This is a genomic window from Enterobacter sp. QK-SA4, from assembly GCF_056856775.1.
The window spans coordinates 1,158,755-1,183,244 of record NZ_JBXFXH010000007.1; the positions used below are offsets into that span (position 1 = coordinate 1,158,755).

The window sequence follows — 24,490 nt, forward strand, 5'->3', positions numbered from 1 at the left end:
TTAAATTATGAGCAACATTATTAAGCAACTTGAACAAGAGCAGATGAAGCAGGACGTACCTTCCTTCCGTCCAGGTGACACCGTGGAAGTGAAAGTATGGGTTGTTGAAGGTTCCAAAAAACGTCTGCAGGCATTCGAGGGCGTGGTTATCGCTATTCGTAACCGCGGTCTGCACTCTGCATTCACTGTTCGTAAAATTTCCAACGGCGAAGGCGTTGAGCGTGTCTTCCAGACTCACTCTCCGGTAGTTGACAGCATTGCTGTTAAACGTCGTGGTGCTGTACGTAAAGCTAAACTGTACTACCTGCGTGAGCGTACTGGTAAGTCTGCTCGTATTAAAGAGCGTCTGAACTAAGATTCGCTTAAGCGACATCCTGTTAGAAAGGGCTGGCCGAAAGGCTGGCCCTTTTTTTATCCCTGCGCATTTCTCACGTTAACCCTTTTGTCGTAAATCATTTACAATGCTTGCCTCTTGAATGGAGGGGAAGTGGATAACGTACTGCATCAGCCTAACCGGAAACGCGCAGCGGCATTGACCGCGCTGTTTGCGATCCTGCTGATCGTGGTAGCGCCGCTTATCTCCGTTTCCTTGCAGAAAGATCCCATGAGCGCCATGCCGGGCATGCATCATGACATGAGCATGATGTCGATGGACGAGCATCACGGCGATATGCCGCACACGATGCCTGTCGACCATGCGGAAGCGTGCGGCTACTGCGTGCTGTTAGCGCATGTCCCTGGCGTGATGCTGGCGCTGATCGTCCTGCTCAGCGCGGTGCTGCAGAGGCTTCGCGTTAAGCCGCCGCGCCAGGCGGTCAGTCACTGGCACTTTTTCCCCTGGCTTTACCCTGATACCCGCGCGCCGCCGCGGCAGTCTGCTTTTTCCCTTTAAAAAATAAATCGATAACTTACTGCCTTAAAAAGGAAAAGTATGACTACCTGCACTCCGCGCGCGGCATGGGGAAACCTGCTGCGTCGCCTCCATTTCTACGTCGGGATTTTTGTTGGTCCGTTTATCTTCTTTGCCGCGCTGACCGGTACGCTATATGTGGCGACTCCACAGCTGGAGAATGCGCTCTACCGGCACGCGCTCCACACGAATTCCGTAGGCGAGCTGCAGCCGCTGGCGGAGCAAATCGCCGTGGCGGAAAAAACCGTTGGCTCAGATTTACATTTGCACGCCGTGCGTCCGGGGCTGGCTGAAGGCGAAACTACCCGCGTGATGTTTGCTGACCCGACGCTTGGGCCATCGGAGAACCGGGCTATTTTTATTGATCCGGTAAGCCTGGCGGTGCTGGGAGATATGACGGTATACGGCACCAGCGGGATTTTACCGCTGCGTCAGACCATTGATTACCTGCATACCTCTTTGATGCTGGGCGACGTGGGCCGGCTCTACAGCGAGCTTGCCGCCTCCTGGATGTGGGTTGCCGCGCTGGGCGGTATTGCCCTGTGGTTTTATACCCGACCCAAACGGCGGATCAACAATCGCTTCCAGAATCGTCGTCGCCTGCACGTGACGCTGGGCTGGAGTCTGCTGGGTGGAATGTTGCTGTTCTCTGCAACCGGCCTGACATGGTCTCAATGGGCAGGCGGGAACGTCGATAAGCTGCGGGCAGAGATGAACTGGCTCACCCCGCAGGTGAACACGACGCTTTCCGGCCAACAGGAGAGCGTGGATGAGCATGCCGAACACCGGGGTTATCACGGCAGAATGATGATGCCGGAAATGGCGATGGATCTGACGCAGTTTGACGGAGTATTAAGCGCGGCCCGTAACGCAGGAATTGATGCCAACAGGCTGGAGATCCGCCCGGCAAAAACGGCGGATAGCGCCTGGACCGTGACGGAAATCGATCGCAGCTGGCCGACTCAGGTGGACGCCGTTGCGGTTGATCCTTCTACGATGCAGGTCCTGGACAGAACCCGTTTCGAGGATTTCCCGTTAATGGCAAAACTGACCCGCTGGGGCGTGGATTTCCATATGGGGATCTTATTCGGGCTGGTGAATCAGCTGCTGCTGGTGGCGTTCGGCCTCGCCCTGTGCGTGCTCATCATTTGGGGTTACCGGATGTGGTGGATGCGTCGTCCGGCACGGTCGGCAGTGAGTCCAGTACAGACGCTTTGTCAGAGCTGGCTGGCGCTGTCAGTATGGGGAAGAGGGGTTACGGTGGTAATCAGCATACTGCTGGGGCTGGCCTTGCCGGTCATGGGCGTGAGTCTGGCGCTGTTTGTTCTGGTGGACTGGCTGCGCTGGCGAGCGGCAACCAGGGTGACGCTCGCCGAATCCTCCGCTAAATAACCCTATGGCGTGCTGATCACCACTGCGACGCGGCGGTTTTCAGCGCGCCCTTGCGGGGTACTGTTGCTCGCAACCGGGTATTTTTGACCTAACCCCCGCGTGGTGAGGTTGCTGCGCGGGATATTTGCGCCCTTCGCCCAGGCATCGGCCACGGCATTGGCGCGTTTTAACGACAACGCTTCGTTGTAGCTTTTTTCCCCGTAATTATCCGTGTGACCGTCCATTCGCGCGTGGTTCAGGCCGGTTTCCGCCAGGCGAGAGGCCATGGACTGGATCTGCGTTTCACTTTCCGGGCGCAGTCTGGCGTCATTTTTATCAAACAGGATGGTGTCCGACATGCCAAGCGACCAGTCACCGTTCAGTTCGTTAAAACCGTAAGACTTCATCGCCGAAATTTGCTCAGGAGTAAATTTACCTTCCGGCGGCGACTGACAGCCTGCCAGAACCAGTGAGGCCAGAACTATCGGCGCGAAGTAACGTTTTAACATAGTGTATCCCTTCTAACTTGTTGTTTTCGTACGCTGGTTTTTCACCTGGTACATGTTGCGGTCAGCCCTCTCCAGTAATGCTTCCACGGAAGCATTTTCCCACGCCAGAGCAAAGCCAATGCTGAGTGACATCGATGCTTTTTGTCCGTTATGAAGATCAAACGGACGGATAAACTGCTGCGATAGCGCAGCACAAATATGTTGAACCTCAAGCTCAGAGTGCACGCCGTACAGCACCATGGCAAATTCGTCCCCGCCAAGGCGGTATGCCTGGTGACGTTTGTCGCCAAACTCCATCATCCTGCTGGCGACTTCAATCAGCACGCAGTCTCCTGCCGCATGTCCCCAGGTGTCGTTAATAAACTTAAAATTATCACCGTCGAGGAAGAGCAGGGCCGAGTTCGTTTTGGCAGAAGGGTCGTTCATTAAGGCCGCAATGCTGTTACGAAACGCCGCGCGGTTGGCAAGACCGGTGAGCGGGTCGTGCATGGCGGTACGCAGCAGCTGGGCGTTTTTCGCCTGGAGCTTGAGTTGCCACTCCTCCATCTCATCCAGAAGGCTGTTGAAGTCCTCACCAAACTGGTGAAACTCTTCGATACGGCCGTCTTTCACCCGGCGGGAGAAGTTGCGGTTCGTGCGTACGTCATGCACCACGTCGGTAATGTTCTGCAGGGCCGTGACCATCCCGTGATGCAAAGACTGGGTAATGATGAGCGCGACCACGGCGGCAAAGAGAATGCAGCCGGTCAGTACGGCAAACGACATCCAGATGAAATGGCCGATCAGGCTGTCACGCGCGGTAAGGCGAATTTCGCCGATCGTTGCGCCGTTATGCATGATGGGCTGCGCAACCGGTACGGGAAAAAGCCAGCGGCTGACCAGTGCGCCCAGCGTATCGTTGTTGTCCGCCGGGTTCCACGACCAGTAGGCAAACCGCTTTTTATGCGCGTTAATAACCTCGGCCACGGCAAACTGGCCCTGTTTGCCCAGGGCGGCCAGCGTTTCGTTGGCCGCCAGCGAGTCGTTGAACACCAGCGACGCTTCCAGGCTGTGGCTCATTGTTGCGCCGGTTAATTCGAGATTCTTTTGCGCGTATTGTTTTAACGTCACGACGGAAGCAAAACAGAGCAGCAGCCATATTAACGTCATCGTGATGATGACGCTTATCATGCTGTTTCGCCTCAACGTTCTTTTAAACGTCGGACGTGGCGTTGAAGTGAAATCTTTATCCATGCTGCTTATTCCGTGCAAGCATTAATACATCCGGATTGACTCTTACGCCACTGCGCGTCAATGCATCCAGGTTGACGGCGAACCGTACCTGGCCGCGATCGATTATCAGGCAAAAGGCACTGCCAATTACACATTCCGGATTTTGCTCTGAGATTAATAGCAACGCTCTGCCCTGATATTGACTTATTAATTCAAGTTGTTTTGCCGGTGATTCAGACCCGAAATAGATCGCATCGCACGTCGCGGCCAGGGCTTCCTGATCGTTACGTACAATAACGGGAGTATAAGGTAACTCGCTATGCCCCTCATCGCCGCTGAGGGCGTGCGTATAGTGAGAAGTGGCGTAGACGCAGAGTTTAGGCTGCCCGGAAAGTGACGGCCATCGCGTATAGCTCACAATGCCTGAGACAATCGAGCGTACCGATTTATCCGTTTCCGTAAGCGTGCCTGCCGCCACAGGGCCCACCATAAGGAACAGCGTTAGCACCAGAGTGAGTCGGAAAAAAGAGATCAAGAATAAATTTCTCACCAGAATCCGCCACATCGCTCTGGAAATAGATGTCCTTAAGAGTTGCGGGCAGAATACCATTGTTTATCAGGGCCGTCATTATGTCAGAAATAGCATGAGGCCGACCTAAGTTAAATCCTACTGTTGTTTATTTTCCGGTGGATGAAATTAGATTAATTCAGTCTGCTGGAGCGCATACTTTCATCCATCCCTTGCTGCCATGACGCACGCAGTTTTGCCGCGTTTTCGGCTGTATCGCAACTGGCAGGGAAAGATTTGCCGGCTAATCCCCAGGCGTGAATAAACCCTTCTTCGCAGACTTTCTTCTGACCGTCAGCATAGCCGCGAAGATATTCGCTACGATCAACGTGTGTGTCGTTAAAACTATCGGCCAGGGACTGGTTATCTTTAACCGGCAGGCCATTCATGGCGTCTTCCTTGCCTGCATCAAACCAGGATGGGCTGGTCCAGTCGGGCTGGAAGGTATAAGGATTGATCTGACAGCCGGTTAAAAACAGCGACAACAGCGCGAGAGCAATTGAACGCATAGCCATTCTCCTTTTTTCTTCAGCATAGCCTGGCTAAAGAAAACCTGTCTGTAATTTAAAGTTTACGTTTTTATCGGCTTATTTTTGCAATAAATTGGTATGTGTAAAGTAAAGTATACGTATTTTGGATTGAAATGTTTACTTTTTATGGTATCGTGGTTTCACCTCATTGAGGAAAACAACTATCGCAAACGAGCTTTACAGGATCGCCATCATGCAAAAAGACGCGCTGAACAACGTACATATCACTGACGAACAGGTGTTAATCACTCCGGATCAACTGAAAGCGGAATTTCCGCTGAGCGTCGCGCAGGAGGCTCAGATCGAGCACTCTCGCCAGACCATTTCTGACATTATCGCCGGCCGCGATCCGCGCCTGCTAGTGGTATGCGGTCCTTGCTCCATTCATGATCCTGAAACCGCCATAGAATATGCTCGTCGATTTAAAGCGTTAGCGGAGGAGGTCAGCGATAGCCTCTATCTGGTGATGCGCGTCTATTTTGAGAAGCCACGTACGACCGTCGGCTGGAAAGGGTTGATTAACGATCCGCACATGGATGGCTCGTTTGATGTGGAAGCAGGCCTGAAGATTGCGCGTCGCCTGCTGGTGGAGCTGGTCAGCATGGGGCTGCCGCTGGCAACCGAAGCGCTGGACCCGAACAGCCCGCAGTACCTGGGCGATCTGTTCAGCTGGTCGGCGATTGGTGCGCGTACCACAGAATCGCAAACCCACCGCGAGATGGCGTCTGGCCTGTCGATGCCGGTTGGCTTTAAAAACGGTACCGATGGCAGCCTGGCGACGGCAATCAACGCCATGCGCGCTGCTGCGATGCCGCACCGTTTCGTCGGTATCAATCAGGCGGGCCAGGTATGCCTCCTGCAAACGCAGGGCAACCCGGACGGCCATGTGATCCTGCGCGGCGGGAAAGCACCTAACTACAGCCCGGCGGACGTGGCGCAGTGTGAAAAAGAGATGGAGCAGGCGGGACTGCGCCCGGCACTGATGGTAGATTGCAGCCATGGTAATTCAAATAAAGATTACCGTCGCCAGCCTGCGGTTGCGGAATCCGTGATCGCACAGATCAAAGATGGCAACCGTTCGATTATTGGTCTGATGATTGAGAGCAACATTCATGAAGGCAATCAGTCATCGGAACAACCGCGTAGCGCAATGAAGCACGGCGTCTCCGTGACGGATGCCTGCATCAGTTGGGAAACCACCGATGCGCTGCTGCGTGAGATCCACAAAGATTTGAACGGCCAGCTGGCGACGCGTCTGGCTTAAGAGGTTAGTTATGGTTGCTGAATTGACCGCACTGCGCGATCAAATTGATGAAGTGGATAAGGCGCTGCTGGACCTGCTGGCGCGCCGCATGGCGCTGGTTGCCGAAGTCGGTGAGGTGAAAAGCAAATACGGCCTGCCGATTTACGTCCCGGAGCGCGAAGCCTCAATGCTGGCCTCCCGTCGTAAAGAGGCGCAGGCGCTGGGCGTTTCTCCGGACTTGATTGAAGATGTTCTGCGTCGCGTGATGCGGGAATCCTATTCCAGCGAAAACGACAAAGGCTTTAAAACCCTCTGCCCGTCCCTGCGGCCGGTGGTGATTGTCGGCGGTGCGGGACAGATGGGGCGTCTGTTCGAAAAAATGCTGACGCTTTCTGGGTATCAGGTGCGCATTCTGGAAAAAGAGGACTGGGCGCAGGCACCGGAACTCATGAAGGATGCCGGGATGGTTATCGTCAGCGTGCCGATCCACGTGACGGAGCAGATCGTCGGAAAGCTTCCTCCTTTACCGAAAGACTGTATCCTGGTGGATCTGGCCTCCGTCAAAAATGGTCCGCTGCAGGCGATGCTGGCTGCGCATACCGGCCCGGTTCTGGGTCTGCACCCGATGTTTGGACCGGACAGCGGCAGCCTGGCTAAGCAGGTGGTGGTTTACTGCGACGGTCGTCAGCCGGAAGCCTATCAGTGGTTCCTGGAACAGATTCAGGTATGGGGTGCGCGACTGCACCGCATCAGCGCGGTCGAGCACGATCAGAACATGGCGTTCATTCAGGCGCTGCGCCACTTTGCGACGTTTGCCTACGGTCTGCATCTGGCGGAAGAGAACGTGCAGCTTGAACAGCTTCTGGCGCTCTCTTCGCCTATCTATCGTCTGGAGCTGGCGATGGTCGGGCGTCTGTTTGCTCAGGATCCGCAGCTTTACGCGGACATTATTATGTCCTCCGAGAACAACCTGGCGCTCATCAAGCGCTACTATCAGCGCTTTGGTGAAGCCATTACGCTGCTGGAGCACGGAGACAAGCAGGCGTTTATCGACAGCTTCCGCAAGGTCGAGCACTGGTTTGGCGATTACGCTCAGCGTTTCCAGAGTGAGAGCCGGACGCTGTTGCGCCAGGCAAATGACAGTCGCCAGTAATGCGATGATGTATATACTGAAAGCCAGCATTGCTGGCTTTTTTTATTTTGGGGAACTGTCATGGCCGAACCGCAGCTGCTGTTGAATTACATCGGGCATCTGCCTGAATGCCCGACGTGGAGCGCAGAAGAGCACGCGCTCTACTGGGCTGATATTCTGGAAGGGGAGATCCACCGTTACCATCTGCCAACGGCGGAACACACCGTGCTTTCTTTTCACGAGGAGGTGGGCTGTTTCGCGCTGCGAGAGCAGGGTGGTTTTATCGTTGCGATGCGAACGGGTATCTGGCTGACCGATAAACACGGCCTGCTGCGCCGCAAGGTGTGCGATAACCCCTCTAACCCGCAGCTCGCACGTTTTAACGACGGCGGCACCGATTCTCTGGGGCGATTCTATGCGGGCACGTTTTGGGGGCCGGGAGATTACAACGGTGCCCTGCTGATGCGCATCGACAACGACCTGACGCCGAAAGTGATCCAGTGCGATATTCACGGCCACAACGGCTTAGCGTTTAGCCCGGATAATCAATGGATGTTTACTTCTGATACGCCAAATGGCGTTATTTACCGAACGCCGCTTGATGAGCAGGGCGAACCCGGCAGGCGCGAGGTGTTTCGTCAGTTTAAAGAGGGCGAAGGGATACCGGACGGCGCGGCCATGGATGTGGAAGGCTGCTACTGGAGCGCGCTGTTTGACGGCTGGCGTATTGCGCGTTTTTCTCCGCAAGGGGAGCAGCTGGAAGAATACCGCATGCCGGTGCGTTGCCCGACGATGGTCTGCTTTGGCGGCGATGACATGAAAACGCTGTTTATTACCACCACGCGGGAAAATATGGATGCGGACGAGGTGGCGAAGTATCCGCTCTCCGGCGGCATCTTCACCCTGCCCGTGAACGTGGCAGGGATGAAGAAAAGCCGATTCATCGAACGTTAAGCCGGGTCAACCGGGACCACGTTCTCGCTCGGATAGCAGCCCAGCACTTTCATGGAGCGCGTGATCTCGCCCAGTTCGCGCAGGGCTTTCTGCATGGAAGCAGATTCCAGGTTGGCCTGGATATCAAGATAAAACATCTCTTCCCATGGGTTACCGTGGATTGGGCGTGATTCCAGCCTGGTCATGATCAGGTTGTGATTACGCAGCACCAGCAGGGCTTCAACCAGCGCACCGGCCTGTTGGCCGGTCGCCATCAGCAGCGTGGTTTTGGCCGGCACCTGGTCAGACACATTGATTGCCTTGCGTGCCAGCACCACGAAACGGGTGATATTTTGCGTCTGGTTCGCCAGGTTGCGTTCCAGCACCTGTAAACCATACAGCGCCCCGCCTGCTTCGCTGCCGAGCGCGGCGACGGTTGGGGAGTTAGCCTGCGCCACTTTTTCCATCGCCGCCGAGGTGCTTTCGGTGTACTCAATTTTCCAGTTCGGATAGCGGTTCAGGAACTGGCTGCACTGCTGGAACGGCTGTGGATGACTGTAGACCGTTTCGATCTTGCTCAGGTCCGTTGAGCCGGCGACCAGCACGCAGTGATCGATAGGGATCGTCAGCTCGCCAACCAGCGACAGGCTGGTGTGCTGCAGCAAATCGTAAACGTCGTTGATAGCGCCGGAGCTGGTGTTTTCAATCGGTACGACGGCGTAATCCGCCTGGCCGGTCTCAACCTGATTAAATATGTCGGCAAACTTCGCGCAGCCGCTCTCAATAAATTCTTCGAAATGGCGTGCGGCATACTGACGGGCGGCCAGGTGAGAATAAGAGCCTTTCGGACCGAGGAAGGCGATACGCGCAGAGTGCGGATTGGTTTTGTTCAGATGCTGCTGGAGTAACGCTTGCTGAGTGAGAACGGAGTCTTCGATGATGAGCTGGAACAACCGGGTGATGTAGTGGGCATCGAGGTGATGCGCTTTGCCGAGCTGAATAAGACGTTCCAGCAGATCACGCTCGCGGTCGATATCTCGTACCGGGCGATGGGAGTCCAGCTTGGCTTTGCCCACTTCAACGGCAAGCGCGCGGCGTTCGGCCAGCAGCGCCAGCAGTTTCTCATCCAGCGCGCTGATTTTTACTCGCAGATCCAGTAACGGGTTTTCCGGTGTCATAGTGTTGTCTGTCTCATTTTATCGTTATCAATAAAAAAGGCCCCCCGGTGTGGGAGGCCTTGTTGTTCGTCTTCGCATTCTTTATCACACGACGAAATGCCTCCCGTTCAGGGGAAGGTAAAAAAGAATGCGAAGAAGAACGGCGTAAGTTTCATAAAGTCATCCTGTGATTGATACCGTTAAAGTACCCGCACTGTTTTCACCCTGTCAATAAAAAACAAAAAACGCGCCCGAAGGCGCGTTGGCGGTACACTCAATTTAAAGGATTACTCTTCTTCAACTTCTTCCGCGAAGCTGGCGTCTTTCACCGATGTTGCGGCGCGACGGGCTTCACCTTTGTGTTGCACTTTATTGAGCTGCCGTTCCAGCTTGTTGATCAAATCGTTAATAGCGGTGTACATATCCTCGTGTTTTGCGCTGGCGACCAGATGGCCGTTTGGAGTATTGATAGTTGCGTCAGCGATGAAACCCTGAGGCTCCTTGGACAGGATGATATGTGGATTAATCAAATGAGTTTGCCATTTATCCAGTTTGGCGAGACGGTCTGCGACGTGCTGGCGGATTGCCGGAGTAATTTCCATTTGTTTACTGGTAATGTTCATTGTCATAAATTTTACCTCTTGTCTTTCCGTCTTGGTGATTCCAGCATACCCGACCTAATGTCAAAATGTGTGATTTAGATCACGTTATTTTGTCGGTTTTTGTCAGGGAATCTTTTTTGTGAGGCTGGGCAGGAAGAAGTGAGATTTACCTTGTCGAAGGTAAAAATTGGGGCCATAGTTGACTGGATGTGTTGAGGCTTAAGCGCTTCAGCGACGCGCTAAAATGAATAAAAAAACGGCAGCCTTCGGGCTGCCGTTTTGCATTGAGGCAATATCAGGTGTTGCTGCTGTTCGCGGCGATGATTTTCGCCACTTTTTCAGCCTGAGCGGTCATCTGCATCTGACGGTAAGCATTTTCCATCAGCTTCAGGCCATCGCGCGTTGCCTGGGTATCCGGATAATCACGCAGCATACCTTCTACGCGGTTAACAACGGCAACCCATGCGCCACGGCGGGTATAGTATTCCGCTACAGAGTATTCATATTTCGCCAGACGATCTTTCAGGAACACCAGACGTTTGGTGGCGTCAGTCACGTACTGACTGTTCGGATAGCCGCGCACCAGTTTGGAGAAGTCATTGAAGGCATCACGCGCATGCTGCGGGTCACGGTCGGAACGATCCACGCCGAAGAAGCCCTGCAGCGCACTGTCGTCCAGCGCCATGTTGGTGAGGCCGCGCATGTACATCACGTAGTCGATGTTAGGATGAGTCGGGTTCAGACGCATGAAACGATCGATGGTTGCCTGAGCCAGCGGCAGATCGGCATTTTTATAGTATGCGTAGATGAGATCTAACTGTACCTGCTGCGAATACGGACCAAATGGATAGCGATTATCCAACGCTTCCAGTTGCGTTATCGCCTGTTTCCAGTTACCGTCCTGCAACTTTTGTTGTGCAGTCGCATAGATTTCATTCGGCGGATTGTCAGGGACCTGTTCATTTGAACCGGAGCAGCCCACCAAAGCCAGGCTCAACGTGGCCGCTGCCACCAGATATTTCATGCGCGTCATGACGTTTTGACTTTCCTCAAATGTTTGTCCGGGAGAAACTCTGTTCCTGCTCCCGATTAAGACCAGCTACAATAGCACACTATATTAAACGGCAAAGCCGTAAAACCCAACGTTAAACGAAGAAGCAGTTTATGGCACAACGAGTAGAACTCACCGCAACAGTCTCCGAAAATCAGCTCGGTCAACGCTTAGATCAGGCTTTGGCCGAATTGTTCCCTGATTATTCGCGTTCACGCATAAAAGAATGGATCCTTGACCAGCGCGTGATGGTAAACGGCAAGATCTGGGACAAACCAAAAGAGAAAGTGTTAGGTGGGGAAGCTGTCGCCATCAATGCTGAAATCGAAGAGGAAATCCGCTTCGAGCCGCAGGATATCCCACTGGACATCGTCTATGAAGATGATGACATTCTGGTGATCAACAAGCCGCGCGACCTGGTTGTTCACCCGGGGGCGGGAAACCCTGACGGTACGGTACTTAACGCACTTCTCCATTATTATCCGCCGATCGCGGATGTCCCGCGCGCGGGCATCGTGCACCGTCTGGATAAAGACACCACCGGTTTGATGGTGGTGGCGAAGACCGTTCCAGCTCAGACCCGTCTGGTGGAATCGCTGCAGCTGCGCGAAATCACCCGCGAGTATGAAGCGGTAGCCATTGGGCATATGACCTCTGGCGGAACGGTGGAAGAGCCAATCAGCCGTCACCCAACTAAACGTACCCATATGTCGGTGCATCCGATGGGTAAACCGGCGGTGACGCACTATCGCATTATGGAGCACTTCCGTATTCATACGCGCCTGCGTCTGCGTCTGGAAACCGGGCGTACTCACCAAATCCGCGTGCATATGGCCCACATTACCCATCCGCTGGTGGGGGATCAGGTCTACGGCGGTCGTCCGCGTCCGCCTAAAGGCGCGTCGGATGAGTTCATCAGCGTATTGCGTAAATTCGATCGTCAGGCGCTGCACGCGACCATGCTGCGTCTTTATCACCCTATCACCGGTATTCAGATGGAGTGGCATGCACCTATCCCGCAGGATATGGTGGATCTTATCGACGCCATGCGTGCTGATTTCGAAGAACATAAGGATCAAGTGGACTGGTTATGACCAAACTGATTGTCCCGGAGTGGCCATTGCCTGAAGGCGTGGCTGCCTGCAGTTCAACCCGTATTGGCGGTGTTAGCCAGGGCGCGTGGGAGTCTTTGAACCTCGGTGCGCACTGTGGCGACAACCTGGAACACGTTGAAGAGAACCGCAGACGTCTGTTTGCTGCGGGGAACTTGCCGTCGAAACCGGTCTGGCTGGAACAGGTTCATGGTAACGCGGTACTGAAGTTGACGGGGGAACCCTATGCTTCTAAACGCGCTGATGCCTCTTACAGTAATACTTCGGGAACCGTTTGTGCCGTGATGACCGCCGATTGTCTGCCGGTTCTGTTCTGTAACCGTGCAGGTACCGAGGTGGCAGCAGCACACGCGGGCTGGCGTGGTCTGTGTGAAGGCGTGCTCGAAGAAACTGTCGCCTGCTTTAACGATGAGCCCGCCAATATTATGGCCTGGCTTGGTCCGGCTATTGGTCCTCGCGCTTTTGAAGTGGGGCCAGAGGTTCGTGAAGCCTTTATGGAAAAAGATTCGCAATCGGTTGAAGCCTTCCTGCCTTCGGGGGATAAATATCTGGCCGATATTTACCATCTCGCCCGCCAGCGTCTGAATAACGTTGGCGTGACGCAGATCTTCGGCGGCGATCGCTGCACATTCACCGAAAAGGGTGATTTTTTCTCCTATCGTCGCGACAAGACCACGGGGCGTATGGCAAGTTTCATTTGGCTGATATAACCTAAAGAATCAAGACGATCCGGTACGTGCCGTTTTCTTTTCACATAATTCAGGTCATTAACCTTGAATAATTGAGGGATGACCTCATTTAATCTCCAGTAGCAAATTTGACCTGTTATGGGAGGAGTTATGCGTCTGGATCGTCTTACTAATAAATTCCAGCTTGCTCTCGCCGATGCCCAGTCCCTCGCACTGGGGCACGACAACCAGTTTATCGAACCTCTTCATTTAATGAGCGCCTTGCTGAATCAGGAAGGGGGATCGGTACGTCCTTTATTAACGTCCGCTGGCATTAATGCTGGCCAGTTACGCACCGCTATCGATCAGGCGCTGAGCCGTTTACCGCAGGTAGAAGGTACCGGCGGCGACGTTCAGCCGTCTCAGGATCTGGTGCGCGTGCTGAACCTTTGCGACAAGCTGGCGCAAAAACGTGGGGACAACTTTATTTCGTCAGAGCTGTTTGTTCTGGCGGCGCTTGAATCACGCGGTACCTTGACCGACCTGCTGAAATCTGCCGGTGCGACCACCGCCAATGTGACTCAGGCGATTGAGAAAATGCGCGGAGGTGAAAGCGTGAACGATCAGGGAGCCGAAGACCAACGTCAGGCTTTGAAGAAATTTACGGTCGATCTGACCGAGCGTGCTGAACAGGGCAAACTTGACCCGGTTATCGGCCGTGATGAAGAAATTCGCCGTACGATTCAGGTACTGCAACGTCGTACCAAGAACAACCCGGTGCTGATTGGTGAACCGGGTGTCGGTAAAACCGCCATCGTTGAAGGGCTGGCGCAGCGTATCGTCAACGGCGAAGTGCCGGAAGGCCTGAAAGGCCGCCGCGTACTGGCGCTGGATATGGGCGCGCTGGTGGCCGGTGCGAAGTATCGCGGTGAGTTCGAAGAACGTCTGAAAGGCGTGCTTAACGACCTGGCGAAGCAGGAAGGCAACGTTATCCTGTTTATCGACGAACTGCACACTATGGTCGGTGCGGGTAAAGCGGACGGCGCGATGGATGCCGGGAACATGCTGAAACCTGCGCTGGCGCGTGGTGAACTTCACTGCGTTGGTGCCACCACGCTTGACGAGTATCGTCAGTACATTGAGAAAGATGCTGCGCTGGAACGTCGCTTCCAGAAAGTGTTTGTTGCTGAGCCAAGCGTTGAAGATACCATCGCGATCCTGCGTGGTCTGAAAGAGCGCTATGAACTGCACCACCACGTGCAGATCACTGACCCGGCTATCGTTGCGGCGGCGACGCTTTCACATCGTTATATCGCCGATCGCCAGCTGCCGGATAAAGCGATCGACCTTATTGATGAAGCGGCTTCGAGCATTCGTATGCAGATTGACTCGAAACCGGAAGAGCTGGACCGACTCGACCGACGCATCATTCAGCTCAAGCTGGAACAGCAGGCGCTGAAGAAAGAGTCTGATGAAGCCAGTAAGAAACGCCTGGATATGCTCAATGAAGAACTGGACGATAAAGAGCGCCAGTACTCTGAGCTGGAAGAAGAGTGGAAAGCCGAGAAAGCGTCCCTTTCCGGCACTCAGACCATTAAAGCTGAACTTGAACAGGCAAAAATTGCCATCGAGCAGGCTCGCCGTGTCGGCGATCTGGCTCGGATGTCTGAACTGCAGTACGGCAAAATTCCTGAGCTGGAAAAACAGCTTGAGATAGCGACGCAGTCAGAAGGGAAAACGATGCGTCTGTTACGTAATAAAGTGACGGATGCAGAAATCGCGGAAGTGCTTGCTCGCTGGACCGGTATTCCGGTGGCGCGCATGCTGGAAGGCGAGCGTGAAAAACTGCTGCGCATGGAGCAGGAGCTCCATAATCGGGTGATTGGCCAGAACGAAGCGGTTGAGGCGGTTTCCAACGCCATTCGCCGTAGCCGCGCAGGGCTGTCCGATCCAAACCGCCCGATTGGTTCGTTCCTGTTCCTGGGGCCAACCGGCGTCGGTAAGACCGAGCTGTGTAAAGCGCTGGCTAACTTTATGTTCGACAGCGACGATGCGATGGTGCGTATCGACATGTCTGAGTTTATGGAGAAACACTCCGTCTCACGTCTGGTCGGTGCGCCTCCGGGATACGTAGGTTATGAAGAAGGTGGTTATCTGACGGAAGCGGTTCGCCGTCGCCCTTATTCCGTCATCCTGCTGGATGAAGTGGAAAAAGCGCACCCGGATGTGTTCAACATTCTGCTTCAGGTCCTGGACGATGGTCGTCTGACCGACGGGCAGGGGAGAACGGTCGACTTCCGTAATACGGTTGTCATCATGACCTCGAACCTGGGTTCCGATTTGATTCAGGAACGTTTCGGTGAACTGGACTATAGCCATATGAAGGATCTGGTGCTCGGTGTCGTCAGCCATAACTTCCGTCCTGAGTTCATCAACCGTATTGATGAAGTTGTGGTATTCCATCCTCTGGGTGAGAAACATATTGCGTCGATTGCACAGATCCAGCTGCAGCGTCTGTACAAACGTCTGGAAGAGCGTGGGTATGAAATTCACATCTCCGACGAGGCCCTGAAGCTGCTGAGTGAGAATGGTTACGATCCGGTGTACGGTGCGCGTCCATTAAAACGTGCTATCCAGCAGCAGATCGAAAACCCGCTGGCGCAGCAGATCCTCTCCGGAGAGTTGATTCCGGGCAAAGTTATCCGCCTGGAAGCCAACGACGATCGCATTGTGGCAGTGCAGTAAGTCACAAAACGCAAAAACGAGCCGCTTGCGGCTCGTTTTTGTTTAAAAACCAGGCGAAAATTGAGGTCTGGAGTAAATATTGCCTGAAAAGTGAGCGGTCAGTAAATAATTTTCACTTTACCCTTGCGGCTTCGGAATAACTCCCTATAATGCGCCTCCACTGACACGGAACAACGGCACACACGCCGCCGGGTCAGCAGAGAAAAGCGAAATTAATCGCTTGACTCTGAAGCGGGAAAGCGTAATATGCACACCCCGCGCCGCAGCGAAAAGCGAAGCGGCACTGCTCTTTAACAATTTATCAGACAATCTGTGTGGGCACTCAAAGTGACATGGATTCTTAACGTCGCAAGACGAAAAATGAATACCAAGTCTCTGAGTGAACATACGTAATTCATTACGAAGTTTAATTCACGAGCATCAAACTTAAATTGAAGAGTTTGATCATGGCTCAGATTGAACGCTGGCGGCAGGCCTAACACATGCAAGTCGAGCGGCAGCGGAAAGTAGCTTGCTACTTTGCCGGCGAGCGGCGGACGGGTGAGTAATGTCTGGGAAACTGCCTGATGGAGGGGGATAACTACTGGAAACGGTAGCTAATACCGCATAACGTCGCAAGACCAAAGAGGGGGACCTTCGGGCCTCTTGCCATCAGATGTGCCCAGATGGGATTAGCTAGTAGGTGGGGTAACGGCTCACCTAGGCGACGATCCCTAGCTGGTCTGAGAGGATGACCAGCCACACTGGAACTGAGACACGGTCCAGACTCCTACGGGAGGCAGCAGTGGGGAATATTGCACAATGGGCGCAAGCCTGATGCAGCCATGCCGCGTGTATGAAGAAGGCCTTCGGGTTGTAAAGTACTTTCAGCGGGGAGGAAGGCGTTGAGGTTAATAACCTCAGCGATTGACGTTACCCGCAGAAGAAGCACCGGCTAACTCCGTGCCAGCAGCCGCGGTAATACGGAGGGTGCAAGCGTTAATCGGAATTACTGGGCGTAAAGCGCACGCAGGCGGTCTGTCAAGTCGGATGTGAAATCCCCGGGCTCAACCTGGGAACTGCATTCGAAACTGGCAGGCTAGAGTCTTGTAGAGGGGGGCGGAATTCCAGGTGTAGCGGTGAAATGCGTAGAGATCTGGAGGAATACCGGTGGCGAAGGCGGCCCCCTGGACAAAGACTGACGCTCAGGTGCGAAAGCGTGGGGAGCAAACAGGATTAGATACCCTGGTAGTCCACGCCGTAAACGATGTCGACTTGGAGGTTGTGCCCTTGAGGCGTGGCTTCCGGAGCTAACGCGTTAAGTCGACCGCCTGGGGAGTACGGCCGCAAGGTTAAAACTCAAATGAATTGACGGGGGCCCGCACAAGCGGTGGAGCATGTGGTTTAATTCGATGCAACGCGAAGAACCTTACCTACTCTTGACATCCAGAGAACTTAGCAGAGATGCTTTGGTGCCTTCGGGAACTCTGAGACAGGTGCTGCATGGCTGTCGTCAGCTCGTGTTGTGAAATGTTGGGTTAAGTCCCGCAACGAGCGCAACCCTTATCCTTTGTTGCCAGCGGTTAGGCCGGGAACTCAAAGGAGACTGCCAGTGATAAACTGGAGGAAGGTGGGGATGACGTCAAGTCATCATGGCCCTTACGAGTAGGGCTACACACGTGCTACAATGGCGCATACAAAGAGAAGCGACCTCGCGAGAGCAAGCGGACCTCATAAAGTGCGTCGTAGTCCGGATTGGAGTCTGCAACTCGACTCCATGAAGTCGGAATCGCTAGTAATCGTAGATCAGAATGCTACGGTGAATACGTTCCCGGGCCTTGTACACACCGCCCGTCACACCATGGGAGTGGGTTGCAAAAGAAGTAGGTAGCTTAACCTTCGGGAGGGCGCTTACCACTTTGTGATTCATGACTGGGGTGAAGTCGTAACAAGGTAACCGTAGGGGAACCTGCGGTTGGATCACCTCCTTACCTTAAAGAACCTGCCTTTGCAGTGCTCACACAGATTGTCTGATGAAAAGTAAATAGCAAGGCGTCTTGCGATTGAGACTTTACGTCCCCTTCGTCTAGAGGCCCAGGACACCGCCCTTTCACGGCGGTAACAGGGGTTCGAATCCCCTAGGGGACGCCACTTGCTGGTTCGTGAGTGAAAGTCACCTGCCGTCATATCTCAAAACTCATCTTCGGGTGACGTTTGAGATATTTGCTCTTTAAAAATCTGGATCAAGCTGAAAATTGAAACGACACATCTTAAATGGTGTGTTCGAGTCTCTCAAATTTTCGCAAGTCGATGATGAATCGAAAGAAACATCTTCGGGTTGTGAGGTTAAGCGACTAAGCGTACACGGTGGATGCCCTGGCAGTCAGAGGCGATGAAGGACGTGCTAATCTGCGAAAAGCGCCGGCGAGGTGATATGAACCTTTGACCCGGCGATGTCCGAATGGGGAAACCCAGTGCAATTCGTTGCACTATCGTTAACTGAATACATAGGTTAACGAGGCGAACCGGGGGAACTGAAACATCTAAGTACCCCGAGGAAAAGAAATCAACCGAGATTCCCCCAGTAGCGGCGAGCGAACGGGGAGCAGCCCAGAGTCTGAATCAGCTTGTGTGTTAGTGGAAGCGTCTGGAAAGTCGCACGGTACAGGGTGACAGTCCCGTACACGAAAGCACACAGGCTGTGAACTCGAAGAGTAGGGCGGGACACGTGGTATCCTGTCTGAATATGGGGGGACCATCCTCCAAGGCTAAATACTCCTGACTGACCGATAGTGAACCAGTACCGTGAGGGAAAGGCGAAAAGAACCCCGGCGAGGGGAGTGAAAAAGAACCTGAAACCGTGTACGTACAAGCAGTGGGAGCACCTTCGTGGTGTGACTGCGTACCTTTTGTATAATGGGTCAGCGACTTATATTCTGTAGCAAGGTTAACCGTATAGGGGAGCCGAAGGGAAACCGAGTCTTAACTGGGCGTTAAGTTGCAGGGTATAGACCCGAAACCCGGTGATCTAGCCATGGGCAGGTTGAAGGTTGGGTAACACTAACTGGAGGACCGAACCGACTAATGTTGAAAAATTAGCGGATGACTTGTGGCTGGGGGTGAAAGGCCAATCAAACCGGGAGATAGCTGGTTCTCCCCGAAAGCTATTTAGGTAGCGCCTCGTGAACTCATCTTCGGGGGTAGAGCACTGTTTCGGCTAGGGGGCCATCCCGGCTTACCAACCCGATGCAAACTACGAATACCGAAGAATGTTATCACGGGAGACACACGGCGGGTGCTAACGTCCGTCGTGAAGAGGGAAACAACCCAGACCGCCAGCTAAGGTCCCAAAGTCATGGTTAAGTGGGAAACGATGTGGGAAGGCACAGACAGCCAGGATGTTGGCTTAGAAGCAGCCATCATTTAAAGAAAGCGTAATAGCTCACTGGTCGAGTCGGCCTGCGCGGAAGATGTAACGGGGCTAAACCATGCACCGAAGCTGCGGCAGCGACGCGTATGCGTTGTTGGGTAGGGGAGCGTTCTGTAAGCCGTTGAAGGTGTGCTGTGAGGCATGCTGGAGGTATCAGAAGTGCGAATGCTGACATAAGTAACGATAAAGCGGGTGAAAAGCCCGCTCGCCGGAAGACCAAGGGTTCCTGTCCAACGTTAATCGGGGCAGGGTGAGTCGACCCCTAAGGCGAGGCCGAAAGGCGTAGTCGATGGGAAACAGGTTAATATTCCTGTACTTGGTGTTACTGCGAAGGGGGGACGGAGAAGGCTATGTTAGCCGGGCGACGGTTGTCCCGGTTTAAGCATGTAGGCGGAGGTTCCAGGTAAATCCGGTACCTTTTAACGCTGAGGTGTGACGACGAGGCACTACGGTGCTGAAGTAACAAATGCCCTGCTTCCAGGAAAAGCCTCTAAGCATCAGGTAACACGAAATCGTACCCCAAACCGACACAGGTGGTCAGGTAGAGAATACCAAGGCGCTTGAGAGAACTCGGGTGAAGGAACTAGGCAAAATGGTGCCGTAACTTCGGGAGAAGGCACGCTGATATGTAGGTGAAGCCCCTGCGGGTGGAGCTGAAATCAGTCGAAGATACCAGCTGGCTGCAACTGTTTATTAAAAACACAGCACTGTGCAAACACGAAAGTGGACGTATACGGTGTGACGCCTGCCCGGTGCCGGAAGGTTAATTGATGGGGTTAGCGGTAACGCGAAGCTCTTGATCGAAGCCCCGGTAAACGGCGGCCGTAACTATAACGGTCCTAAGGTAGCGAAATTCCTTGTCGGGTAAGTTCCGACCTGCACGAATGGCGTAATGATGGCCAGGCTGTCTCCACCCGAGACTCAGTGAAATTGAACTCGCTGTGAAGATGCAGTGTACCCGCGGCAAGACGGAAAGACCCCGTGAACCTTTACTATAGCTTGACACTGAACACTGGTCCTTGATGTGTAGGATAGGTGGGAGGCTTTGAAGCGTGGACGCCAGTCTGCGTGGAGCCGTCCTTGAAATACCACCCTTTAATGGCTGGTGTTCTAACGTAGACCCGTAATCCGGGTTGCGGACAGTGTCTGGTGGGTAGTTTGACTGGGGCGGTCTCCTCCCAAAGAGTAACGGAGGAGCACGAAGGTTAGCTAATCCTGGTCGGACATCAGGAGGTTAGTGCAATGGCATAAGCTAGCTTGACTGCGAGAGTGACGGCTCGAGCAGGTGCGAAAGCAGGTCATAGTGATCCGGTGGTTCTGAATGGAAGGGCCATCGCTCAACGGATAAAAGGTACTCCGGGGATAACAGGCTGATACCGCCCAAGAGTTCATATCGACGGCGGTGTTTGGCACCTCGATGTCGGCTCATCACATCCTGGGGCTGAAGTAGGTCCCAAGGGTATGGCTGTTCGCCATTTAAAGTGGTACGCGAGCTGGGTTTAGAACGTCGTGAGACAGTTCGGTCCCTATCTGCCGTGGGCGCTGGAGAATTGAGGGGGGCTGCTCCTAGTACGAGAGGACCGGAGTGGACGCATCACTGGTGTTCGGGTTGTCATGCCAATGGCACTGCCCGGTAGCTAAATGCGGAAAAGATAAGTGCTGAAAGCATCTAAGCACGAAACTTGCCCCGAGATGAGTTCTCCCTGACCCTTTAAGGGTCCTGAAGGAACGTTGAAGACGACGACGTTGATAGGTCGGGTGTGTAAGCGCAGCGATGCGTTGAGCTAACCGATACTAATGAACCGTGAGGCTTAACCTTACAACGCCGAAGCTGTTTTGGCGAAGAGACAGAACAATCAAATTTCAGCCTGATACAGATTTAACAGAATTTGCCTGGCGGCTTTAGCGCGGTGGTCCCACCTGACCCCATGCCGAACTCAGAAGTGAAACGCCGTAGCGCCGATGGTAGTGTGGGGTCTCCCCATGTGAGAGTAGGGAACTGCCAGGCATCAATTAGAAGAACCCCGTACCGAAAGGTGCGGGGTTTTTTGCTTTGTGCTTATCCTCTCTGGCCTTCCTCTTAATCCCTTATCCTGCTAATGGAATGTGTGATCCCTGTCGCAATGTTATTTATAACAAAATTATAACATTTCATTTACGAGGTAATTAAGTCTCCTGGCTCAATACGCCGCTGTTTATGGCAGGAGTATAATCACAATGACAGAAAGCATTACATCAAACGGGACGCTGGCTAACAGTGATACCCGAAGAAGGGTATGGGCAATAGTCAGCGCCTCTTCAGGGAATCTGGTTGAATGGTTCGACTTTTACGTCTACTCATTCTGTTCACTCTACTTCGCACATATTTTTTTCCCATCTGGCAACACCACAACGCAGCTGCTACAAACGGCGGGGGTTTTTGCCGCAGGGTTTTTAATGCGACCCATCGGGGGCTGGTTGTTCGGTCGCATTGCGGATCGTCGCGGCCGTAAGACTTCTATGCTGATCTCGGTGTGCATGATGTGCTTTGGTTCTCTGGTGATCGCCTGCTTACCGGGGTATGAATCGATTGGTACCTGGGCACCGGCGCTACTTTTACTGGCCCGCTTATTTCAGGGATTATCGGTGGGCGGAGAATACGGTACCAGTGCGACCTACATGAGTGAGATTGCACTGGAAGGCCGTAAAGGTTTTTACGCCTCATTCCAGTATGTCACGCTGATTGGTGGTCAACTGCTGGCCATTCTTGTGGTGGTGATCCTGCAGCAAATCCTGACGGACGAACAACTTCACGCCTGGGGATGGCGAATTCCTTTCGCGATGGGCGCAGTACTGGCGGTTGTCGCACTTTGGCTACGCCGTCAGTTAGATGAAACCTCTCAGAAGGAAGTCAGAACGCTGAAGGAGGCTGGAACATTCAAAGGGTTATGGCGTAACCGCAAAGCTTTCCTTATGGTACTGGGCTTTACTGCGGGCGGCTCTCTTAGTTTCTACACGTTCACCACCTATATGCAAAAGTACCTTGTGAACACCACCGGCATGCACGCAAACGTTGCCAGCGTAGTCATGACCGTGGCGCTGTTTATCTTTATGCTCATACAACCTATTGTCGGTGCGCTCTCGGATAAAATCGGTCGACGAACGTCGATGCTGATTTTTGGCGGGCTGTCGGCGTTATGTACCGTACCTATTCTGTCTGCCCTTCAGCACGTGACTTCGCCGTATGCCGCGTTTGCGCTGGTGATGCTGGCGATGGTGATTGTCAGTTTCTATACCTCTATTAGCGGAATACTGAAAGCCGAAATGTTCCCGGCGCAGGTACGTGCTTTAGGGGTAGGGCTCTCTTATGCGGTAGCTAATGCGTTGTTTGGCGGATCGGCGGAGTACGTTGCGTTATCGCTTAAATCATGGGGAAGTGAAACGACATTCTTCTGGTACGTAACGATAATGGGCGCACTGGCCTTTGTTGTTTCCCTGATGCTGCATCGCAAAGGGAAAGGCATTCGACTTTAATAGCGCGCCATCTGCCACACGGCATAGCCGGTCGTTGCGCCGGCGACATCCCAGGCGAAATCTTTCCAGCTCCAGCCGCTCCCTGCGGGGCGGCTATCCCATAGTTCTTTTGATGCTCCAAGACTGACTGAGAACATCAACCCAATTGCCGCACTGCGATCCCGGCTGTATCCCTGATGCTGCGCATATTCATTACCGGCTGCAGACAACATCGCGGAAGCGAGGAAATGCTGGGCTTTATCCTGTCCTGACCAGCTATCGTTGGCCATATGGCTACAGCCGCTCAGAAAGAGGACGCTCAGTAACAGAGGAATACGCATCAACGGGCTCCATAAAAAAGCCCTGCGTGTGGCAGGGCCTGGACATTACAGAATACGGCTGATAAGTCGGTCGATACGAATACGACGTAAGCGGCGGATAAGCTTGCGGACTTTCACCGGGTAATCGGCAATGCTCTGCAGTTCGCGGTAATGATTCACCACAGTGGTATGTGTGCGAATCAGCTCCAGCTCACGTTCACGTTTTGCGGCTAACTCATGCTGCGGGTCATGGATTAGGATAGCGTTTTCCAGATCCAGTCGCCACGCGCGTGGGTTCAGGTTGTTACCGGTCAGCAGCATCCACTCATCGTCGACCCACATTCCTTTCAGATGGTAAGTGTTGTCTTCATCTTTCCAGAGACGCACAACCAGCTGGTCAGTGTTTACGTAATACTGTAAACGGCTCAGGAAACGGCGCAGGTTAATCTCGTAGAGATAAGGCAGCGCACCGATGATTTTGAACGGCTGATCTTCAGGAATGAAGAAGTCGTTTGCAGTTTTATCGCCAACGATGATTTCCACTTTTTTACCGTCGCGCAGCAGCTGAATGATATTACGCACCAGCACGGCAGGAAGGTTGAAGTACGGCGTACAGATGGTGAGTTTCTGCTCTGCACACGGCATCAGATGGAAGATCGTTTTGTTAAGCAGGCTTGATTTGCCCAGCCCTACCAGCGGGGTAACGGATAACTCTTCGTTGTTCGCATCGCCCTGAAAATGATAGACCGCATCACGCAGCTCCTGACGGAAGGCGCGAACATCGTTTTTGATTTCCGGGCTTTTAGGACGCTCGGGATCGTCAAGGCGATTAACACCACGGCCATGGACCAGATTTTTATCAACCCAGTTAAACATGATATCGGCCATCTGCGGATTACGGATCAGATGGTAGCGGTCGTAGCGATATTTATCGAGCTGATGAAGGTAAACATCATTCAGACTTGCACCGCTGTACAGCACGCTGTCATCAATGATGAACCCCTTGAAATGAAGGACGCCGAGCGCTTCACGGGTATTTACCGGGACGCCATAAACAGGCACATCAACGCCAGGATTTTCCTGCGCCGTACGGCAATACCAGTCGGCATTAGTGTTTGAGGCGGCAGCGCCAATACGGCCACGCTGAGCGCGATGCCAGTCTACCAGCACGCGAACATCAAGTTCTGGTCGCTGACGTTTGGCTTCATAGAGCGCGTTCAGGATCCCGCGCCCGCCTTCATCCTGTTCAAGATAGAGCGCCACAATGCAAATGCGTCGCGTGGCGCTGGCAATCTTTTCCAGAAGCGTCTCCCGAAAATGAGCGGGAGCGTAAAAGAACTCTACATCATCAACTGACTGAGAAATCTTCGGTAGTTGAGCAAGGTGTTGTTGATGTTTATTACGCTTAAATTTTGACAACATCACAGTGCGTATCTTCTCTGTTCATTGAAGGGTTGTCTGTACCATGCAAACAACATAAGCGGACAATGATACCACCAGTCCCGTCCAAAGTGGGTAACATTTCC

General features: G+C 53.4%; 20 protein-coding genes, 1 tRNA gene, 3 rRNA genes and 1 other annotated feature. Of the genes, 14 read left to right on the forward strand and 10 right to left on the reverse strand.

Annotated elements, in window-relative coordinates:
* Window positions 1-7: 7 nt before the first annotated feature.
* From rplS to AC1VYI_RS07205, 3 genes are all read left to right on the forward strand, one after another.
* A complete protein-coding gene (rplS, locus tag AC1VYI_RS07195; RefSeq protein WP_002914145.1) occupies window positions 8-355 on the forward strand; it encodes a 50S ribosomal protein L19 in 348 nt (115 codons plus the stop codon).
* Window positions 356-487: 132 nt separating this feature from the next.
* On the forward strand, window positions 488-892 hold the full coding sequence (locus tag AC1VYI_RS07200) for a DUF2946 domain-containing protein (RefSeq protein ID WP_023308877.1): 405 nt from the start codon (window positions 488-490) through the stop codon (window positions 890-892).
* A 39-nt stretch (window positions 893-931) separates the two neighbouring features.
* Window positions 932-2,302: a PepSY-associated TM helix domain-containing protein gene (locus AC1VYI_RS07205; protein ID WP_134867256.1), complete on the forward strand. Its 1,371-nt coding sequence runs from the start codon at window positions 932-934 to the stop codon at window positions 2,300-2,302.
* Window positions 2,303-2,304: 2 nt separating this feature from the next.
* Here the strand turns inward: AC1VYI_RS07205 and AC1VYI_RS07210 are convergent, their stop codons facing one another.
* The 4 genes from AC1VYI_RS07210 to AC1VYI_RS07225 all read right to left on the reverse strand — a co-directional run bounded on the left by AC1VYI_RS07210 (window position 2,305) and on the right by AC1VYI_RS07225 (window position 5,079).
* Window positions 2,305-2,790, reverse strand: coding sequence for an OmpA family protein (locus AC1VYI_RS07210; RefSeq protein ID WP_023308875.1), 486 nt, complete (start codon window positions 2,788-2,790; stop codon window positions 2,305-2,307).
* Window positions 2,791-2,802: 12 nt separating this feature from the next.
* Window positions 2,803-4,023 carry a diguanylate cyclase DgcN/YfiN gene (dgcN, locus tag AC1VYI_RS07215; protein ID WP_063408306.1) on the reverse strand — a complete coding sequence of 407 codons (1,221 nt, stop codon included), beginning with the start codon at window positions 4,021-4,023 and terminating at the stop codon, window positions 2,803-2,805.
* Window positions 4,016-4,567, reverse strand: coding sequence for a regulatory sequestration protein YfiR (yfiR, locus tag AC1VYI_RS07220; RefSeq protein WP_198921854.1), 552 nt, complete (start codon window positions 4,565-4,567; stop codon window positions 4,016-4,018). Before yfiR ends, dgcN begins: the two co-directional genes overlap by 8 nt.
* 137 nt (window positions 4,568-4,704) lie before the next feature.
* On the reverse strand, window positions 4,705-5,079 hold the full coding sequence (locus AC1VYI_RS07225; RefSeq protein WP_045357469.1) for a DUF2799 domain-containing protein: 375 nt from the start codon (window positions 5,077-5,079) through the stop codon (window positions 4,705-4,707).
* Between the two features lie 214 nt (window positions 5,080-5,293).
* Between AC1VYI_RS07225 and aroF the strand changes: the two genes are divergently transcribed.
* The 3 genes from aroF to AC1VYI_RS07240 are packed head-to-tail and all read left to right on the forward strand — an operon-like array spanning window position 5,294 to window position 8,429.
* Entirely contained in the window at window positions 5,294-6,364 is a 1,071-nt protein-coding gene (gene aroF / locus AC1VYI_RS07230) for a 3-deoxy-7-phosphoheptulonate synthase AroF (protein WP_023308871.1), read from the forward strand.
* Between the two features lie 10 nt (window positions 6,365-6,374).
* A complete protein-coding gene (gene tyrA, locus AC1VYI_RS07235) occupies window positions 6,375-7,496 on the forward strand; it encodes a bifunctional chorismate mutase/prephenate dehydrogenase (RefSeq protein ID WP_023308870.1) in 1,122 nt (373 codons plus the stop codon).
* Window positions 7,497-7,556: 60 nt separating this feature from the next.
* Entirely contained in the window at window positions 7,557-8,429 is an 873-nt protein-coding gene (locus tag AC1VYI_RS07240; protein ID WP_134867257.1) for an SMP-30/gluconolactonase/LRE family protein, read from the forward strand.
* On the opposite strand, the gene pheA is transcribed toward AC1VYI_RS07240, so the two are convergent.
* The 4 genes from pheA to bamD form a co-directional block, all read right to left on the reverse strand.
* Entirely contained in the window at window positions 8,426-9,586 is a 1,161-nt protein-coding gene (pheA, locus tag AC1VYI_RS07245) for a bifunctional chorismate mutase/prephenate dehydratase (RefSeq protein WP_023308868.1), read from the reverse strand. The two genes, AC1VYI_RS07240 and pheA, sit on opposite strands and share 4 nt — an antisense overlap.
* 30 nt (window positions 9,587-9,616) lie before the next feature.
* Window positions 9,617-9,742, reverse strand: a sequence feature (Phe leader region).
* Window positions 9,694-9,741 (reverse strand): pheA operon leader peptide PheL, encoded by a 48-nt coding sequence (gene pheL, locus AC1VYI_RS07250; RefSeq protein ID WP_100249759.1) that lies wholly within the window; start codon window positions 9,739-9,741, stop codon window positions 9,694-9,696. Its footprint overlaps the feature before it by 48 nt.
* A 110-nt stretch (window positions 9,743-9,852) precedes the next feature.
* The gene (raiA, locus tag AC1VYI_RS07255; RefSeq protein WP_003863162.1) at window positions 9,853-10,194 is read right to left on the reverse strand and encodes a ribosome-associated translation inhibitor RaiA; all 342 of its coding nucleotides are present in this window, start codon (window positions 10,192-10,194) and stop codon (window positions 9,853-9,855) included.
* Between the two features lie 268 nt (window positions 10,195-10,462).
* A complete protein-coding gene (bamD, locus tag AC1VYI_RS07260) occupies window positions 10,463-11,200 on the reverse strand; it encodes an outer membrane protein assembly factor BamD (protein ID WP_023308867.1) in 738 nt (245 codons plus the stop codon).
* Window positions 11,201-11,331: 131 nt separating this feature from the next.
* On the opposite strand from bamD, the gene rluD reads away from it, so the two are divergent.
* The 8 genes from rluD (at window position 11,332) to AC1VYI_RS07300 (ending at window position 22,665) form a co-directional block, all read left to right on the forward strand.
* A complete protein-coding gene (rluD, locus tag AC1VYI_RS07265; RefSeq protein WP_008502468.1) occupies window positions 11,332-12,312 on the forward strand; it encodes a 23S rRNA pseudouridine(1911/1915/1917) synthase RluD in 981 nt (326 codons plus the stop codon).
* On the forward strand, window positions 12,309-13,040 hold the full coding sequence (gene yfiH / locus AC1VYI_RS07270; RefSeq protein ID WP_134867258.1) for a purine nucleoside phosphorylase YfiH: 732 nt from the start codon (window positions 12,309-12,311) through the stop codon (window positions 13,038-13,040). The genes rluD and yfiH overlap by 4 nt, the downstream gene beginning before the upstream one ends.
* A gap of 129 nt (window positions 13,041-13,169) precedes the next feature.
* The gene (clpB, locus tag AC1VYI_RS07275) at window positions 13,170-15,743 is read left to right on the forward strand and encodes an ATP-dependent chaperone ClpB (protein WP_134867259.1); all 2,574 of its coding nucleotides are present in this window, start codon (window positions 13,170-13,172) and stop codon (window positions 15,741-15,743) included.
* A 428-nt stretch (window positions 15,744-16,171) separates the two neighbouring features.
* Window positions 16,172-17,713: ribosomal RNA gene (locus AC1VYI_RS07280) — 16S ribosomal RNA — on the forward strand.
* Window positions 17,714-17,797: 84 nt separating this feature from the next.
* Window positions 17,798-17,873, forward strand: a tRNA-Glu gene (locus AC1VYI_RS07285).
* A gap of 193 nt (window positions 17,874-18,066) precedes the next feature.
* Window positions 18,067-20,971, forward strand: a 23S ribosomal RNA gene (locus AC1VYI_RS07290).
* A gap of 73 nt (window positions 20,972-21,044) precedes the next feature.
* Window positions 21,045-21,160 (forward strand): 5S ribosomal RNA (gene rrf, locus AC1VYI_RS07295).
* Together the 16S, 23S and 5S rRNA genes with 1 tRNA gene alongside form the textbook arrangement of a ribosomal RNA operon.
* 209 nt (window positions 21,161-21,369) lie before the next feature.
* Window positions 21,370-22,665, forward strand: a complete 1,296-nt coding sequence (locus tag AC1VYI_RS07300) for an MFS transporter (RefSeq protein ID WP_134867260.1) — start codon at window positions 21,370-21,372, stop codon at window positions 22,663-22,665.
* On the opposite strand, the gene AC1VYI_RS07305 is transcribed toward AC1VYI_RS07300, so the two are convergent.
* Both AC1VYI_RS07305 and pssA read right to left on the reverse strand, forming a co-directional pair.
* Window positions 22,662-22,985, reverse strand: a complete 324-nt coding sequence (locus tag AC1VYI_RS07305) for a YfiM family lipoprotein (RefSeq protein ID WP_032659514.1) — start codon at window positions 22,983-22,985, stop codon at window positions 22,662-22,664. The two genes, AC1VYI_RS07300 and AC1VYI_RS07305, sit on opposite strands and share 4 nt — an antisense overlap.
* 45 nt (window positions 22,986-23,030) lie before the next feature.
* Window positions 23,031-24,386, reverse strand: coding sequence for a CDP-diacylglycerol--serine O-phosphatidyltransferase (gene pssA / locus AC1VYI_RS07310; RefSeq protein WP_023308861.1), 1,356 nt, complete (start codon window positions 24,384-24,386; stop codon window positions 23,031-23,033).
* Window positions 24,387-24,490: the final 104 nt, after the last annotated feature.

What these genes read in the sequence shown, in the direction of transcription:
- rplS (WP_002914145.1), top strand. Translation starts at nt 8, where the DNA reads ATGAGCAACATTATTAAGCAACTTGAACAAGAGCAGATGAAGCAGGAC.
- AC1VYI_RS07205 (WP_134867256.1), top strand. Translation starts at nt 932, where the DNA reads ATGACTACCTGCACTCCGCGCGCGGCATGGGGAAACCTGCTGCGTCGC.
- AC1VYI_RS07210 (WP_023308875.1), bottom strand. Translation starts at nt 2,790, where the DNA reads ATGTTAAAACGTTACTTCGCGCCGATAGTTCTGGCCTCACTGGTTCTG.
- dgcN (WP_063408306.1), bottom strand. Translation starts at nt 4,023, where the DNA reads ATGGATAAAGATTTCACTTCAACGCCACGTCCGACGTTTAAAAGAACG.
- yfiR (WP_198921854.1), bottom strand. Translation starts at nt 4,567, where the DNA reads ATGTGGCGGATTCTGGTGAGAAATTTATTCTTGATCTCTTTTTTCCGA.
- AC1VYI_RS07225 (WP_045357469.1), bottom strand. Translation starts at nt 5,079, where the DNA reads ATGCGTTCAATTGCTCTCGCGCTGTTGTCGCTGTTTTTAACCGGCTGT.
- aroF (WP_023308871.1), top strand. Translation starts at nt 5,294, where the DNA reads ATGCAAAAAGACGCGCTGAACAACGTACATATCACTGACGAACAGGTG.
- tyrA (WP_023308870.1), top strand. Translation starts at nt 6,375, where the DNA reads ATGGTTGCTGAATTGACCGCACTGCGCGATCAAATTGATGAAGTGGAT.
- AC1VYI_RS07240 (WP_134867257.1), top strand. Translation starts at nt 7,557, where the DNA reads ATGGCCGAACCGCAGCTGCTGTTGAATTACATCGGGCATCTGCCTGAA.
- pheA (WP_023308868.1), bottom strand. Translation starts at nt 9,586, where the DNA reads ATGACACCGGAAAACCCGTTACTGGATCTGCGAGTAAAAATCAGCGCG.
- raiA (WP_003863162.1), bottom strand. Translation starts at nt 10,194, where the DNA reads ATGACAATGAACATTACCAGTAAACAAATGGAAATTACTCCGGCAATC.
- bamD (WP_023308867.1), bottom strand. Translation starts at nt 11,200, where the DNA reads ATGACGCGCATGAAATATCTGGTGGCAGCGGCCACGTTGAGCCTGGCT.
- rluD (WP_008502468.1), top strand. Translation starts at nt 11,332, where the DNA reads ATGGCACAACGAGTAGAACTCACCGCAACAGTCTCCGAAAATCAGCTC.
- yfiH (WP_134867258.1), top strand. Translation starts at nt 12,309, where the DNA reads ATGACCAAACTGATTGTCCCGGAGTGGCCATTGCCTGAAGGCGTGGCT.
- clpB (WP_134867259.1), top strand. Translation starts at nt 13,170, where the DNA reads ATGCGTCTGGATCGTCTTACTAATAAATTCCAGCTTGCTCTCGCCGAT.
- AC1VYI_RS07300 (WP_134867260.1), top strand. Translation starts at nt 21,370, where the DNA reads ATGACAGAAAGCATTACATCAAACGGGACGCTGGCTAACAGTGATACC.
- AC1VYI_RS07305 (WP_032659514.1), bottom strand. Translation starts at nt 22,985, where the DNA reads ATGCGTATTCCTCTGTTACTGAGCGTCCTCTTTCTGAGCGGCTGTAGC.
- pssA (WP_023308861.1), bottom strand. Translation starts at nt 24,386, where the DNA reads ATGTTGTCAAAATTTAAGCGTAATAAACATCAACAACACCTTGCTCAA.